Origin of the sequence: Pseudomonas gozinkensis (assembly GCF_014863585.1) — a bacterium.
GTDB classification, from domain to species: Bacteria; Pseudomonadota; Gammaproteobacteria; order Pseudomonadales; family Pseudomonadaceae; genus Aquipseudomonas; species Aquipseudomonas gozinkensis.
The window spans coordinates 6,111,382-6,125,326 of the sequence record NZ_CP062253.1; the positions used below are offsets into that span (position 1 = coordinate 6,111,382).

At 63.5% G+C, this 13,945-nt stretch carries 11 protein-coding genes; 5 read left to right on the top strand and 6 right to left on the bottom strand.

Annotated features, from left to right (window positions below):
* Window positions 1–106: 106 nt before the first annotated feature.
* From IHQ43_RS27305 to pilG, 6 genes are read right to left on the bottom strand one after another with little or no spacing between them, the layout of a single operon-like run.
* The gene (locus IHQ43_RS27305; RefSeq protein ID WP_192562712.1) at window positions 107–577 is read right to left on the bottom strand and encodes a chemotaxis protein CheW; all 471 of its coding nucleotides are present in this window, start codon (window positions 575–577) and stop codon (window positions 107–109) included.
* Window positions 570–6,485 carry an Hpt domain-containing protein gene (locus tag IHQ43_RS27310; protein WP_192562713.1) on the bottom strand — a complete coding sequence of 1,972 codons (5,916 nt, stop codon included), beginning with the start codon at window positions 6,483–6,485 and terminating at the stop codon, window positions 570–572. The genes IHQ43_RS27305 and IHQ43_RS27310 overlap by 8 nt, the downstream gene beginning before the upstream one ends.
* A 35-nt stretch (window positions 6,486–6,520) precedes the next feature.
* Window positions 6,521–8,584: a methyl-accepting chemotaxis protein gene (locus tag IHQ43_RS27315; RefSeq protein ID WP_192562714.1), complete on the bottom strand. Its 2,064-nt coding sequence runs from the start codon at window positions 8,582–8,584 to the stop codon at window positions 6,521–6,523.
* 13 nt (window positions 8,585–8,597) lie between these two features.
* A complete protein-coding gene (locus tag IHQ43_RS27320; protein WP_192562715.1) occupies window positions 8,598–9,137 on the bottom strand; it encodes a chemotaxis protein CheW in 540 nt (179 codons plus the stop codon).
* A 10-nt stretch (window positions 9,138–9,147) separates the two neighbouring features.
* Window positions 9,148–9,513, bottom strand: a complete 366-nt coding sequence (pilH, locus tag IHQ43_RS27325) for a twitching motility response regulator PilH (protein ID WP_007953328.1) — start codon at window positions 9,511–9,513, stop codon at window positions 9,148–9,150.
* 60 nt (window positions 9,514–9,573) lie between these two features.
* Window positions 9,574–9,978, bottom strand: coding sequence for a twitching motility response regulator PilG (gene pilG, locus IHQ43_RS27330; RefSeq protein ID WP_007953330.1), 405 nt, complete (start codon window positions 9,976–9,978; stop codon window positions 9,574–9,576).
* Between the two features lie 224 nt (window positions 9,979–10,202).
* Here pilG and gshB point away from each other — a divergent pair, with 224 nt between their 5' ends.
* The 5 genes from gshB (at window position 10,203) to pyrR (ending at window position 13,924) form a co-directional block, all read left to right on the top strand.
* The gene (gene gshB, locus IHQ43_RS27335; protein ID WP_192562716.1) at window positions 10,203–11,153 is read left to right on the top strand and encodes a glutathione synthase; all 951 of its coding nucleotides are present in this window, start codon (window positions 10,203–10,205) and stop codon (window positions 11,151–11,153) included.
* Between the two features lie 107 nt (window positions 11,154–11,260).
* Window positions 11,261–12,160 (top strand): energy transducer TonB, encoded by a 900-nt coding sequence (locus IHQ43_RS27340; RefSeq protein ID WP_192562717.1) that lies wholly within the window; start codon window positions 11,261–11,263, stop codon window positions 12,158–12,160.
* A 169-nt stretch (window positions 12,161–12,329) separates the two neighbouring features.
* Entirely contained in the window at window positions 12,330–12,902 is a 573-nt protein-coding gene (locus tag IHQ43_RS27345; RefSeq protein WP_007953333.1) for a YqgE/AlgH family protein, read from the top strand.
* The gene (gene ruvX, locus IHQ43_RS27350; protein WP_007953334.1) at window positions 12,902–13,339 is read left to right on the top strand and encodes a Holliday junction resolvase RuvX; all 438 of its coding nucleotides are present in this window, start codon (window positions 12,902–12,904) and stop codon (window positions 13,337–13,339) included. The genes IHQ43_RS27345 and ruvX overlap by 1 nt, the downstream gene beginning before the upstream one ends.
* A gap of 81 nt (window positions 13,340–13,420) precedes the next feature.
* The gene (pyrR, locus tag IHQ43_RS27355) at window positions 13,421–13,924 is read left to right on the top strand and encodes a bifunctional pyr operon transcriptional regulator/uracil phosphoribosyltransferase PyrR (RefSeq protein ID WP_192562718.1); all 504 of its coding nucleotides are present in this window, start codon (window positions 13,421–13,423) and stop codon (window positions 13,922–13,924) included.
* Window positions 13,925–13,945 lie beyond the last annotated feature (21 nt).

Below are 13,945 nucleotides of genomic sequence, written 5' to 3' on the forward strand. Positions count from 1 at the left end.
AGCTCCCACAGTGATTGTGGTGAGCCAAGTTTTTGTGAACGGTCCAGAACCTTGTGGGAGCTGGCTTGCCAGCGATGAGGCCAGTGAGATCGCCACACACTCTGGATCAGTGGACAAGCCCCGCGTCCACCAACAGTGTCTCCAGCGCCAACAAATCCGGAACCTTCGCCACCTGCTCCCCCACCTGCACCGCCGCCTGCTCCAGCGCACACAACGGCACGTCGACATAACTCAACTGGCTGTCGAGCTTGTAAGAGCGCGGAATCCCCTGCACCAGCAGCGCAATGAACTTCAATTCCGGCCGCCCGCCGAGGGCGTTGAGGATGACGATCCGTGCGCGATCGCCGATGACGATCTTGTTGCCGCACGCCGACTCGAAACTCAGCAACGGAATCTGCCGCTCGCGCCAGGTCACCCGGCCCAGATACCACGGCGGCGTGTCGAGATCGAAGGCGCTGGACTGGTAGTCGATCAGCTCGGCGACGGCGACGTTGGGCAGGATCAGGTTGCGATCCGCCAGCGGCAGCAGCAGCCCCGTGAGTTGGCTGGTGCGCTGGTTGTGCCGGCGTTCATGCATGTTTTTTGCTCCACAGGGCGATGCTTTCGAGCAGCACCGATTCCTGGTACGGCTTGCCGAGGTAGTCGTTGACACCGATGGCCATCGCGCGGTCGCGGTGTTTCTGGCCGGTGCGCGAGGTGATCATGATGATCGGCAGGTGTTGCAGGCGCTCGTCGTGACGCACCTGGGTCGCCACTTCGAAGCCGTCCATGCGCGGCATTTCGATGTCGAGCAGCATCAGGTCGGGCATGTGTTCTTCCAGCAGCAACATCGCATCGACCCCGTCCTTGGCGGTCAGCACGTTCATGCCGTGGCGTTCGAGCAGCCGGCTGGTGACCTTGCGCACCGTGACCGAATCGTCGACCACCATCACCAGCAACGGCTTCTGCGGTTCGCTTTCGATTTCGTGACTGGCCGGACGCTGCGGCAACCGCGCCTGCATCGCGCGGATCGGCGCCAGCAGGTCGAGAATCAGCACCACCCGGCCATCGCCGAGGATCGTCGCCCCGGACACGCCCTGCACCGACGCGAACTGTGGGCCGAGGCTCTTGACCACGATCTCGCGGGTGCCGGCCATCGTGTCGACCTGCACCGCGATGTGCCGGTCGTTGCACTGCACCAGCAAGACCGGCACCGGCAGGCTCTGCCCGGACAGTTTTGGCCGTGGCGCGGTTTTCAGCAGCTCGCCCAGGTAGCACAGCTCATAACGCTGGCCGCCGTACTGATAACTCGGCGGATCGAGACGGAAATGCCCGTCCAGCTCATTCGGCAGCACACGGACGATGCCGTCGATGGTGTTCAACGGAATCGCGTATTGATCCTCGCCGCACTGCACCATCAGCGCACGATTGACCGACACGGTGAACGGCAGGCGAATCCGGAAGTGCACGCCCTGCCCCGGCACCGAGTCGATGCTCATGGTGCCGCCCAGTTGCCGGACTTCTTCGTGCACCACGTCCATACCCACGCCGCGCCCGGAAATCTGGGTGATTTTCTCGGCCGTGGAAAACCCCGGTTGGAGAATGAACTGCAACACCTCGCGGTCGCTGATGTCGGCGTCCGGCGCCAGCAGACCGCGCTTGATCGCCTTGCGCCGCACCGCGTCCAGCGGCACACCGGCGCCATCGTCGCGGATGTCGAACACGATGTCGCCGCCCTCGCGGGACAAGTCGAGGCTGATCTGCCCTTGCGCCGGTTTGCCCGCCGCCAGCCGGACTTCGGCGGACTCCAGACCATGGTCGACGGCGTTGCGCAGCATGTGCTCCAGCGGTGCGGCCATGCGTTCGAGGACGTTGCGGTCCATCTCGCCTTCGGCGTTGCCGACGCTGAACGCGACGTCCTTGCCCAGCTCTTCGGCGACCTGCCGGACGATGCGTTTCAAACGCGGCAACATGCGTTCGAACGGCACCATGCGCGTGCGCATCAGGCCTTCCTGCAATTCAGTGTTGATCCGCCCCTGCTGCTGCAACAGGTTCTCGGCGTCGTGGGTGCGTCGGTCGAGGGTTTCCTTGAGGTCGAGCAGGTCGGAAGCGGACTCGAACAGCGCACGGGACAACTGCTGCAGCTGCGAATGGCGGTCCATTTCCAGCGGGTCGAAATCTTCGTAGCCGAGGCGTTCGGCGTCCACTTGCTGGCGGCTGAGGATCCGCCCCTGGGTTTCGGTGTCGAGCCGGCGCAACTGGTCGCGCATACGCTCGATGGTGGTTTCCATCTCGTGCAGCGCGGTCTGCGCATCGCTGACTTGCTGTTCGATTCGCCCGCGGAAAATCGAGGTTTCGCCGGCGAGGTTGACCAGTTCATCCAGCAGCTCGGCGGAGACCTTGACCATGTCCGCCCCGGCCTCGGGCGCCGGGGCAGCAGGCTCGGCCTTGACCGCCACCGGCGGCACGGGTGCCGGGGTTTGCACGACCAGCGGATGGCTGAAATTCTGGATCGCGCTGATCAGCCGGTCCGCCGGAGGGCACGGCTGGCCGGCGCGCACCGCGTCGAGCATTTGCGCCAAGCGGTCCTGGCCGCGCTGCAACAGCGCGAACAGTTCGGCGCTGCCTTGCAGGGTGCCGGCGGACAGGCTTTCGTAAAGGTATTCCAGCTCGTGGGCGAGGTCGCCGATCGGGCCGATCTCCACCATCCGCGCGCCGCCCTTGAGGGTGTGCAGGTCGCGCAACAGGGTTTCCACTTCCTGGCGATTGCCGGGCTCGGCCTGCCAGCGCAGCAGCGCGGCGCCGGAGTTTTCGATGATGTCGAAACCTTCTTCGAGGAAGATTTCCAGCAGTTCAGGGTCGTGTCCGGGGCCGTCCTGCGTGACGGAAGCTGTCGGTGTTTCGGGACTGGCGCTCGGGCCCTGGCGGAAGCGGCGGATCGCTTCGATCAGGTCCTGCGCCGGATCCAGCGGCTGGTGCCGGTGCAACTGTTCGAGGAACAACGCCAGACGCTCGTGGCTCTGGCGCAACAGTCGGTCCAAGGCTTCGCTGTGGCTGTAACGACGATCCACCAGCCCTTCGTAAAGGCCTTCCAGCTCATGGGCCAGATCGCCAACGGCTTCGACCTCGGCCATCCGTGCGCCGCCCTTGAGAGTGTGCAAATCCCGTTGCAGCGACGACAGCGGTGCGCCGTTTTCCGGATCCTTCAGCCAGCGCTGCAAGGCTTGGCCGGCGCTGTCGAGGATGTCCACCGCCTCTTCGAGGAAGATCTCGACGATCTCGTCGTCCGGCCCGCTGTCGATGCGGTGTTGCTGCAGTTCGGCGGTGGCGCTGCCCAGTTCGCGGATGCTCAGGGTGCGGCTGCCATCGCTGCGGATCAGGCCCATGGCCGACGGATCGAGGCTCTCGTCGAGCAGTTCGTGCAAGGCGCGGATGCGTTGCGGTTGCGGGGTGATTTCCTGGCCGGCGGCCAGTTCATCGAGCATATTGATCAGCGCTTCGTGGGCCTGTTGCGCCTCATGGAAAAACCGCTCGCTGACCGCCAGGCTGCTTTCTTCGACCGCACCGTACAGGTCGAGCAAGGCTTCACACAGCACATCCACCGGCAGCAGATCCGCCAGGTGCGCGCCTTCGCCCAGGGTGGTCAGCTCATCCAGCAACGCGCTGAGCTCCTGACGTTCACCGGGGTGCTGCTGCCAGCGCTGCAAGAGGCTTTCGGCGTCGAGCAGGATGTCCATGCCCTGGGCCAGGAAGTTGTTGATCAGTTGCGGATCGCGCTTGACCCGCAACGCACTGCTCGGGGCGCTGAGGATCGATTCCAGGCGCTCGCCGAGCAGGGTTTCGGTGCGTTTGATCAGCGACTGCGCGCCGACAATCGGCGCCAGCGGATCGTGTTTGAGCTGACGCAGACCGACGCGGAACAGGCCCTCGGCTTCGAGCAGCAGCTCCACTTCGTCGAGGTCCAGCGCCAGTTGATGGGCCTTGAATTCCCGGGCCAGTTTGTCGAGCGGCGCCGCCAGTTCGGCAATCGGCGACACCCCTGCCATCGAGGCGCTGCCCTTGAGGGTGTGCAGCGCGCGCTGCAACTCGTCGCTGGCCTGCAACGGCACATGCTCGGCGGCCTGATCGAGAAAACGGTTGAGGCTGGCGAGGTGGGTCTCGGCTTCGTTGCGGAAGATCTCCAGCAACAGCGGATCGAGGGCCGCGACGTCTTCCACGTCTTCGGCCGGCAGCGGCGTGTCGCCTTTGGCCAGCGCGTGGGCGCGGGCCGCCAGTTGATCGACATCGTGGCGTTGACGCTGGCCGTTGGTGGCGAATTCGGCGATCAGGTCCGGCAACAGCAGCAGCGTGTCGGCCAGCAACTGGCGCACCGCCGGGCCGGGTTCGACACTGTGTTCCAGCACGCGGTTGAGCAGGTTTTCCACCGCCCAGGCCAGCTCGCCGAGGACCAGCGCGCGCACCATCCGGCCACTGCCCTTGAGGGTGTGGAAGGCGCGGCGCAGTTCACTCAGGGCGGCGCGGTCATCGGGCGCGGCAGACCAGCGCGGCAAGTATTCGCTCAGTACTTCGAGCACTTCCCCGGTCTCTTCGAGGAACACTTCGCGCAGTTCGTCGTCCACCGGCTCTTCATCGGCCGGTGGCGGCAGCAGGCTGCCCGGCGTGGTCAGCGCCGGCGGGTTGACCGCAGAGACCGGGCTGGCCAGCACTTCCGCCAACGATTGCACAATCTGCGGGTCGTCCAGCTCCTGCAAATCCTGCATCACCAGCGCTTCGCTGGGGCTGAGCACATCGTCGAGCACCGGCACATGCGGCTCGCCGGGCTGTTCGTCAGGAAAGAAGCCGAGGCTGGCGAGGCTTTTCTGCGCGATATCCAGCAAGTGTTCGCTGGGTGCCTGCGGATCGTCGGTCAGGCGTTCGAGGTAATACTCGAGGCTGGTAATGGCGTCGGCGAGGCTGTCGAGTTGCTGCCAGCCCGGTTCGTGAGAATCGAGCAACAGATGCTCGCGGATAAACCCGTTGCAGGCTTCGAGCAGGCTTGCCGCCCGCGCCAGCGGAATCATCGCCAGTGCGCCGCGCACCTGGGTCAGCAGCGCCGGCAGGCTTTGCAGTTGCTGGCGATCCCAGTCGGCGTCGATGTAGTCGACGATCATGTCCTTGGCCTGTTGCAGGCAGATGCGCGCTTCCTTGATCACGATCTGATGGATCTGCGTCAGGTCGGTGGTCGGCAGGCGCGAGTCTTCCGGGCTCTCCGGCTCCACCGTACCGACCATCCCGGCCAGCGTCGCTTCGACGTAGAGCAAGGCGCCGGCAACGTCCATCAGCGTGGCGTCATTCGGTTCGCGCTGGCCCTGCGCGAGGCTGAGCACCACCGCCAGTTGATCGATGATGACCTTGCGCGGCTGACCGAAACCGAGCACCGCGAGGGTGTCGGCGATCTGCCGCAACGGTGCGAGCAGGCTGTCCAGGTCCGAGGCGTGCTGGCGGTCGCTGCGCACGAACAGGTCGAGGCGTTCCTTGACCCGCACCAGTTCTTCGCACAGCGCCGCGAGCACCGAGCGCATGGCATCGCGGTCGGGGCCGGCCAGGCGCGCGCGTTCTTCGTCGACCATCGCGCTGTCGGGCAGCGCGTCGTCCAGGGAGTAGCGATCTTTCATGGTCAGCATCTGCCCGGTGGGATGTTCGGCTTTGGCGATATAAAACAGCAGGCTTTTCAGCAGTTCAGGCGGTGGCGGCTGGTTGAGGCCGGGCATGCCCTGTTCGAGCAGGCGCTTGAGTTCCTTGTCGGCGTCCTTGAACAGGCTGCGCAGGGCCGGGCTGTTGGCGATCCGCCCTTCGCGCATGCCTTCGACGAGTGCCGAGGCGACCTGCCACAACGGGCTCAGTGGCGAGTTACCGCTGAGTGCTTCAAGCCGGGTAAAGACCTTGGCCAGATAAGCGAGGTGCGTCTGGTCATCCTGTTCGCGAAGCAATCCGACCAGCGCCATTTGCAGCATCTGGCGTAATTTGCGCAGCACATTCGGCAGCTCCGCCGGTTCCAGCAGCGCCAGAGTTTCCTCGCCCAGAGGCGCCAGCTCTGGCAACTGCGGGCTGAACAGGCTGGTTTCCGACAACAGACTTTCGCCCCGGGCGCTGCGCAAATCGTTGATCAGCGGCAGCACCACCAGCGGCAGGTCACGGCGGGCGCCCTGCACGCGGTCGAGGTAGATCGGCAATTGACCCAGCGCCTGCAACAACAAGTGCAGCGCTTCGTCGCGGTGGCTGACGCGGTCGTTCTGCAACGCTTCGACCAGGTGCTCCATCTCTTCGGCCAGCAGCGCCGCGCCGTAGAACTCGACCATCTGCAGGCTGCCGTGGACCTGATGGATGCAGGCCAGGCATTCGTCCAGTCCGGGCACCGACTGCGGATCGTCAAGCACGGCTTCAATGGCCTGATGCGCCTGTCTCAGCGTCTCGGCTATTTCACCCTTGACCCATTCGAGGGCCACGTAGTCGTGCCGGTCACCCATAACCACTCCGCTCGACATGAACTCGCCCGCAGGCCTCACGCCTTGTCCGTGGCAGGCGCTGCCGCCGCCGCCGGCAAGGTGAACCCGGACACCGAGCGACGCAACTGGCTGGCCATTTTCGCCAGGTTGCCGATGCTCTCGGCGGTGGCCGTGGAGCCGGACGACGTCTGCGAGGTGATCTGCTGGATCACGTTCATCGTCAGGGAAATCTGCCCGGCCGAAGACGTCTGCTGCTGCGCCGCGTTGGAAATGCTCTGGATCAGCGCCGCGAGGGTCTTGGACACGCCTTCGATTTCTTCCAGGGCCACACCGGCATCCTGCGCCAGCCGCGCGCCGCGCACCACTTCGGTGGTGGTCTGCTCCATGGAAATCACGGCTTCGTTGGTGTCGGTCTGGATCGCCCGCACCAGCGTTTCGATCTGCCGGGTTGCGGCGGACGAACGCTCGGCCAGCCGTTGCACTTCGTCGGCAACCACGGCGAAACCGCGCCCGGCGTCACCGGCCATCGAGGCCTGAATCGCCGCGTTGAGGGCGAGGATGTTGGTCTGGTCGGCAATGTCATCGATCAGGCTGACGATGTCACCGATTTCCTGGGACGACTCGCCCAGGCGCTTGATGCGCTTGGCGGTGTCCTGGATCTGTTCGCGGATGTTGTCCATGCCGTGGATGGTGTTGTGCACCACCTCGTTGCCCTTGTTGGCGATCTCCACCGAACGCTCGGCCACCGCCGAAGATTCGGCGGCGTTGGCCGACACCTGATCAATCGATTGGGCCATGTCGTTGATCGCCGTCGAAGCTTCGGAAATCTGCTGGGCCTGATGCTCAGAGGCCTGGGCCAGGTGCATGGCGGTGGCCTGGGTTTCCTGCACCGCAGCGGCGACCTGGCCGGCGGTGAGGTTGATGGTGGCGACCAGATCGCGCAACTGGTCGACGGAATAGTTGATCGAGTCGGCGATGGTCCCGGTAAAGTCTTCCGTCACCGAGGCCGTTACGGTCAGGTCGCCGTCGGCGAGGTCTTCGATTTCGTCGAGCAGACGCATGATCGCGTTCTGGTTGCGTTCGTTCTTCTCGGCGGTCTCGCGCAACTGACGGTTGGTTTCCCGGACCATGACCATGCCGATCAGGATGATCGAAGCCAGCGCCAGCAGGCCCAGCACATAACCGCCGATGGTGTCGGTGTTGCGCCCGCCGGCGAGGTTCTCGAAACCGGTGGCCAGGTGCGAGGCTTCGTCGAGCAGGGTCTGCGACAGGCTGAAGATATTGGTGGCGGATTCACGGACCTTGAACAGCTCCGGCGAGGTTTCGAGGATTTCATCCACAGAACCTGAGACGAACTGGAACAGCTCGGAAATCTCGCTCAAGCGAGCGCGGGCGTCGCGATCTTCGACCTGACTGATCTTCAGCGTCGAGTTACCTTGCAGCATGCCGTTAAGCACCTGACCGAAGCGCGCAGCATCGCGACCGAAGGCGTCGGCGGCCTGCTGGGAATTTTCATCGCCCGACAGCACGGTGTTGACCGCGCCGAGAATCCGCTCGGCCAGCAGCGACTGACGCTGGGCCATCGCCACCTGCGCCGCCGGAGCGCCGCGTTGCAGGAGAATCTCGACGACTTTTTCGTATTCGATCTGCAACTGCGGCACGGTTTCGGCCAAAGTCGCGGCCACCTGATGCAGGGACAGCACGGTCTGTTCGCTGGAGAGAATCGCGTCGGTGTTTTTCAGCAGGCGTTCCCAGTCCAGCTGCACGGCGCGCATTTCCGGACGCACGGTGGACGGTGCCGGCGGCAGACCGGTGGCCGGGTCACCTTTCTTCAGATAGCTCCAGCGCTGGGCGAAGTCGTTGCGCGCATCGCTCAACAGTTTGAATGCGGCAGCCTTGCCGGCGGCGGCTTCGGTGGCGTTCTTGGCGATCCGCTGCGATAGCACCCGCAGCTCGCCGGCGTGGCCGATGTACTGCTTGTCGTAGTTGGCCTGGGTGTTGAGGTAAGCGAAGTTGGCGAACAGCAGCATGATGAACACGATCAGTGCGATGAACAGCACGATGATCTGCGAGCGGCTGCGCGAGCCTTCTGCGGGCTTGCCTGTTTTTGCTTTGATCATCGGTCCTCGCCTGTTAAACCGCGACGTGCATGAAACTCGGTGACTGCGCCAGCGCAAACAGGCTGAACACCCGCCAGTTCTGCTCGCGCCGGAAATAGCCCTTGATGAACTCGCCCTTGGAGCCTTGCCGTTTGCTGATCGAGACGGATTCGAAACTGCCCTGCTCGAAGTGCTGCAGGCCGAAGACTTCATCGACCAGCAAACCGGCAAACACGTCCTGATGCTCTACCACCAATACCCGCCGCTGTTTGCGCATCGGTGACAGCTCATGGCCGAAGAATCCGCACAGGTCCATGACCGGCAGCAGGCGACCGCGCAGGTTGGCCACGCCCTTGACCCACGGCTTGACGCCCGGCAGCTGGGTGACACGCAGTTCGGGCAGCACTTCGCTGACTTCGCCCATCGGCGTGACGTACCAGTGCTCGCCCAGACGAAAGCCGATGCCGCTCCAGCGATCCTGGCGCGCCGGTTGCGACGGCAGGTCCGCCGCCAGCAGGCGACAGCGCTGGTCGATCTGCCACAAGAGTTCGAACGCGGTCAGCGATTCACTCATGGCGGCGCGGTCAACCGGCCAGCACGTTGTTCAGGGTCTTGATCAGCGTGTCTTCGTCGACCGGTTTGGTCAGGTAGTCCTTGGCGCCCTGGCGGGTGCCCCAGACCTTGTCGGTCTCCTGATCCTTGGTGGTGATGATGATCACCGGGATGTGGCTGGTTTCCGCATCCTTGGTCAATTGACGGGTAGCCTGAAAGCCGTTGAGGCCGGGCATGACGATGTCCATCAGCACCGCGTCGGGCTTCTCCTGGCGGGCCAGGGCCACGCCGTCGGCGCCGTTTTCGGCTTTCAGCACTTCGTGCCCGTGCTTTTCCAGCATGCCGGTGAGTTTGTACATTTCGGTCGGCGAATCATCGACGATCAGGATACGTGCCATGGTCTTCCCCATTTTTCTTGTCGACACCGGGCCCGCTGGCCGAGCGTCTCTGTGCGTGTCTTACTGCGGCAAAGCGGCAGCGAAGCCCGGAACATGGGCCGAAATCGCGTCGAGCAGTTCTTCCTTGCTGAAAGGTTTGGTCAAAAATTGATCGGAACCGACAATCCGCCCCTTGGCCTTGTCGAACAGCCCGTCCCGGGACGACAGCATGATCACCGGCGTGCCCTTGAACGCGTTGTTGTTCTTGATTAAAGCGCAGGTCTGATAACCATCCAGACGCGGCATCATGATGTCGACAAAGATGATCCCGGGATGGTGGTCGGCGATCTTCGCCAGGGCGTCAAAACCGTCGATCGCGGTGATGACTTCGCACCCTGCATTTTTCAACAGGGTCTCGGCGGTGCGACGAATCGTTTTCGAGTCGTCGATCACCATGACCTTCAAGGCGCTGGACTGCTGTTCCATAAGGGGGCTCTACCGTCGCCTTTGCGAATCAATTTGTCCGTTTTGCGATGACTGATGGCTGGAAACCCTTGATGCTCAAGGGCCAGCACGGTTGGGAGCCTTTTTAGCACAGTCTCCAGAAGCAATCTATCGACGGGTTTTTCCTTGACCGAAAACCCGCCCGGAGCCACTCTGGCGGCACTTTTTTCATACCGATCCGGTAGCCAATTTTCGAGGAAAACCCAATGAGCGTTCGCGTCGGGATTGTCATGGACCCTATCGCCAGCATTTCCTATAAAAAGGATAGCTCGCTGGCCATGCTGCTGGCGGCGCAGAAGCGCGGCTGGGAACTGTTCTATATGGAACAGAAAGACCTTTATCAGGGTGAAGGCCAGGCACGGGCGCGGATGAAGCCGCTGAAAGTCTTCGCCAACCCGGAAAAATGGTTCGAACTGGGCGCCGAGCAGGATTCGCTGCTGAGCGACCTGAACGTGATCCTGATGCGCAAGGATCCGCCGTTCGACATGGAGTTCGTCTACTCCACCTACCTGCTCGAACAGGCCGAAGCCGCCGGCGTACTGGTGGTCAACAAGCCGCAGAGCCTGCGTGACTGCAACGAAAAGCTGTTCGCCACGCTGTTCCCGCAGTGCACGCCGCCGACCGTGGTCAGCCGCCGCGCCGACGTGCTGCGTGAATTCGCCGCCAAACATGGCGATGTGATCCTCAAGCCGCTGGACGGTATGGGTGGCACCTCGATTTTCCGTCACCGCGCCGGCGACCCGAACCTGTCGGTGATTCTGGAAACCCTGACCGCCCTCGGCGCCCAGCAGATCATGGGCCAGGCCTACCTGCCGGCGATCAAGGACGGCGACAAGCGCATCCTGATGATCGACGGCGAGCCGGTGGATTACTGCCTGGCGCGGATTCCGGCCCAGGGCGAAACCCGTGGCAACCTCGCGGCCGGTGGTCGTGGCGAAGCCCGTCCGTTGACCGACAAGGATCGCTGGATCGCTGCCCAGGTCGGCCCGACCTTGCGCGAGAAAGGCCTGCTGTTCGTCGGCCTTGACGTGATCGGTGAACACCTGACCGAAATCAACGTCACCAGCCCGACCTGCATCCGCGAGATCGACAACGCCTTCGGCACCGACATCGGCGGCCTGCTGATGGATGCCATCGAGAAAAAGCTGCAAGCTTGATGTGTGTCACATGCAGCCTGTCGCTTGATGCTTGAAGCCCAAGGCGAGAAACCAACATTGCGTTATCATGCGCGGCCTGTGAAAAACGCGATGTTGGTTTTCTTGTCATGACACTTCCGTCCGATCTGCCCGCTGAACTCGCCCATAAAGGCGTGCGCCCGGTCGATCGCCTCGGATTTACCCTGTTTCTCGCGGCGCTGATCCATTTGGCGCTGCTGCTCGGCGTGGGTTTCACCATGGTCGAGCCCAAGCAGATCAGCAAAACCCTGGAAATCACCCTCGCCACCTTCAAGAGCGAAAAGAAGCCGGCGAAGGCTGACTTCCTCGCCCAGGAAAACCAGGAGGGCAGCGGCACCCTCGACAAGAAGGCGATCCCCAAGACCACCGAGGTCGCGCCGTTCCAGGCAAATGAAGTCAAGAAAGTCACCCCGCCGCCGGCCGCCAGGCCGGAAGTGCAGGAAGCCGCGCCCAAGGCGGCCGTGACCACCGTCGCGCCAAAACCGAAAAAGGCGCCGACCAAAAAAGAAGAGGCGAAGACCGAGACCAAACCGACGGTCGATGCCCCGACTTTCGACAGCTCGCAGCTCTCCAGCGACATCGCCAGCCTCGAAGCCGAACTGGCCAACGAACAACAGCTGTACGCCAAGCGCCCGCGCATCCACCGCCTGAGCGCCGCCTCGACCATGCGCGACAAGGGCGCCTGGTACAAGGACGAGTGGCGCAAAAAGGTCGAGCGCATCGGCAACCTCAATTACCCCGACGAAGCCCGGCGCAAGCAGATCTACGGCAATCTGCGCCTGATGGTGTCGATCAACCGCGACGGCTCGCTGTATGAAGTGCTGGTGCTGGAGTCTTCCGGCCAGCCGCTGCTGGATCAGGCAGCGCAGCGCATCGTGCGGCTGGCGGCACCGTTTGCACCGTTTACCGGGGACCTGTCGGACATCGACCGGCTGGAAATCATCCGCACCTGGAAATTCGCTCGCGGTGACAAGCTCTCGAGCAACTGACACACCGCAGAACCCCTGTGGGAGCGAGCTTGCTCGCGAATGTGGTGTGTCATGCAACATTGATGTGACTGATCCACCGCTTTCGCGAGCAAGCTCGCTCCCACATTGGAACAGTGTTGTAAGCATCTCCAGCTTGTCAGTTCGCCCCCCGAACGCCACACTACCGCACATGAAAAACGTCAGCCCCAGCTACCTCAAGCATCACTTCCTGATCGCCATGCCACACATGGCCGACCCGAACTTTGCCCACACCTTGACCTACATCGTCGAGCACACGGCCAATGGCGCCATGGGGCTGGTGGTCAACCGACCGCAAGAGCTGAATCTGGCCGACATCCTCGAACAACTGCGCCCGGACATCGACCCGCCAGCGCTGTGCCAGCATGTGCCGATCTTCATCGGCGGCCCGGTGCAGACCGATCGCGGCTTTGTGCTGCACCCGGCGGGCAAGACGTTCCAGGCCACCGTCGAACTGGACGGCGATCTGGCACTGTCCACCTCGCAGGACGTGCTGTTCGCCATCGCCGACGGCGTGGGCCCGGCCAAAAGCGTGATCACCCTCGGCTATGCCGGCTGGGAAGCCGGGCAGCTGGAAGCCGAACTGGCCGACAACGCCTGGCTGACCTGCCCGTACGACGCCGACATCCTGTTCAACACCAGCAGTGAACTGCGCCTGGAAGCGGCGGCCAAACACCTGGGGATCAACCTCAGCCTGTTGACCAGCCAGGCAGGACACGCCTGATGGCCCTGCGCCTGATCCTCGGCTTCGACTACGGCACCAAACAGATCGGCGTGGCGGTCGGCCAGGTGATTACCGGCCAGGCCCGCGAACTGTGCACCTTGAAGGCGCAAAACGGTGTGCCGGACTGGAATCAGGTCGAAGCCCTGATAAAGGAATGGAAACCCGACGCCGTGGTGGTCGGCCTGCCGCTGAACATGGACGGCACGCCCAGCGAGATGTGCGCCCGCGCCGAGAAATTCGCCCGGCGCCTCAACGGCCGCTTCAACCTGCCTTTCTATACCCACGACGAACGCCTGACGACCTTCGAAGCCAAGGGCGAGCGACTGGTGCGCGGCGGACAGAAAGGCAGCTACCGCGACAACCCGGTGGACGCCATCGCCGCCGCCCTGCTGCTGCAAGGCTGGCTCGACGAAAACACCGCACTATTTGAATCCTGACAAGCGCTACGGCGCTTTTCTTTTGGTTACAACCCGAGCCCCGGTTCGCGAGAACCGGCTCGACCCCAAGAAGGAGCAACCATGAGCCTGCCCAATCCCGCCGATCTGATCAGCCAGATGGCGACCCGCCTCAAGGCGCACCTTGCCCAGCGTGAGATCAGCGAACCGCGTTACATCGGCATCCGCACAGGCGGCGTCTGGGTCGCCCAGGCCCTGCTCGAAGAGCTGGGCAGCGACGCGCCATTGGGCACGCTGGATGTTTCCTTCTACCGCGACGACTTCAGCCAGAACGGCCTGCACCCGCAAGTGCGCCCGTCCGCCCTGCCCTTCGAAATCGAAGGCCAGCATCTGGTGCTGATCGACGACGTACTGATGAGCGGCCGGACCATTCGCGCCGCCATGAACGAACTGTTCGACTACGGCCGCCCGGCCAGCGTGACGCTGGTCTGCCTGCTGGACCTGGACGCCGGCGAACTGCCGATCCGCCCGAACGTGGTCGGCGCGACCCTGTCGCTGGCCGCCCACGAGCGGGTCAAGCTGTCCGGGCCGGAGCTGGCCCTCGAACTGCAAGACCTTGCCCTTTAATCCGCCCTATTGAGAGTCCCC

Excerpts from the sequence above, each read along its gene's own strand:
- IHQ43_RS27320 (WP_192562715.1), bottom strand. The coding sequence starts at position 9,137 with ATGAGTGAATCGCTGACCGCGTTCGAACTCTTGTGGCAGATCGACCAG.
- ruvX (WP_007953334.1), top strand. The coding sequence starts at position 12,902 with ATGGCCCTGCGCCTGATCCTCGGCTTCGACTACGGCACCAAACAGATC.
- IHQ43_RS27305 (WP_192562712.1), bottom strand. The coding sequence starts at position 577 with ATGCATGAACGCCGGCACAACCAGCGCACCAGCCAACTCACGGGGCTG.
- pilG (WP_007953330.1), bottom strand. The coding sequence starts at position 9,978 with ATGGAACAGCAGTCCAGCGCCTTGAAGGTCATGGTGATCGACGACTCG.
- IHQ43_RS27345 (WP_007953333.1), top strand. The coding sequence starts at position 12,330 with ATGAAAAACGTCAGCCCCAGCTACCTCAAGCATCACTTCCTGATCGCC.
- pilH (WP_007953328.1), bottom strand. The coding sequence starts at position 9,513 with ATGGCACGTATCCTGATCGTCGATGATTCGCCGACCGAAATGTACAAA.
- IHQ43_RS27340 (WP_192562717.1), top strand. The coding sequence starts at position 11,261 with ATGACACTTCCGTCCGATCTGCCCGCTGAACTCGCCCATAAAGGCGTG.
- pyrR (WP_192562718.1), top strand. The coding sequence starts at position 13,421 with ATGAGCCTGCCCAATCCCGCCGATCTGATCAGCCAGATGGCGACCCGC.
- IHQ43_RS27310 (WP_192562713.1), bottom strand. The coding sequence starts at position 6,485 with ATGGGTGACCGGCACGACTACGTGGCCCTCGAATGGGTCAAGGGTGAA.
- IHQ43_RS27315 (WP_192562714.1), bottom strand. The coding sequence starts at position 8,584 with ATGATCAAAGCAAAAACAGGCAAGCCCGCAGAAGGCTCGCGCAGCCGC.
- gshB (WP_192562716.1), top strand. The coding sequence starts at position 10,203 with ATGAGCGTTCGCGTCGGGATTGTCATGGACCCTATCGCCAGCATTTCC.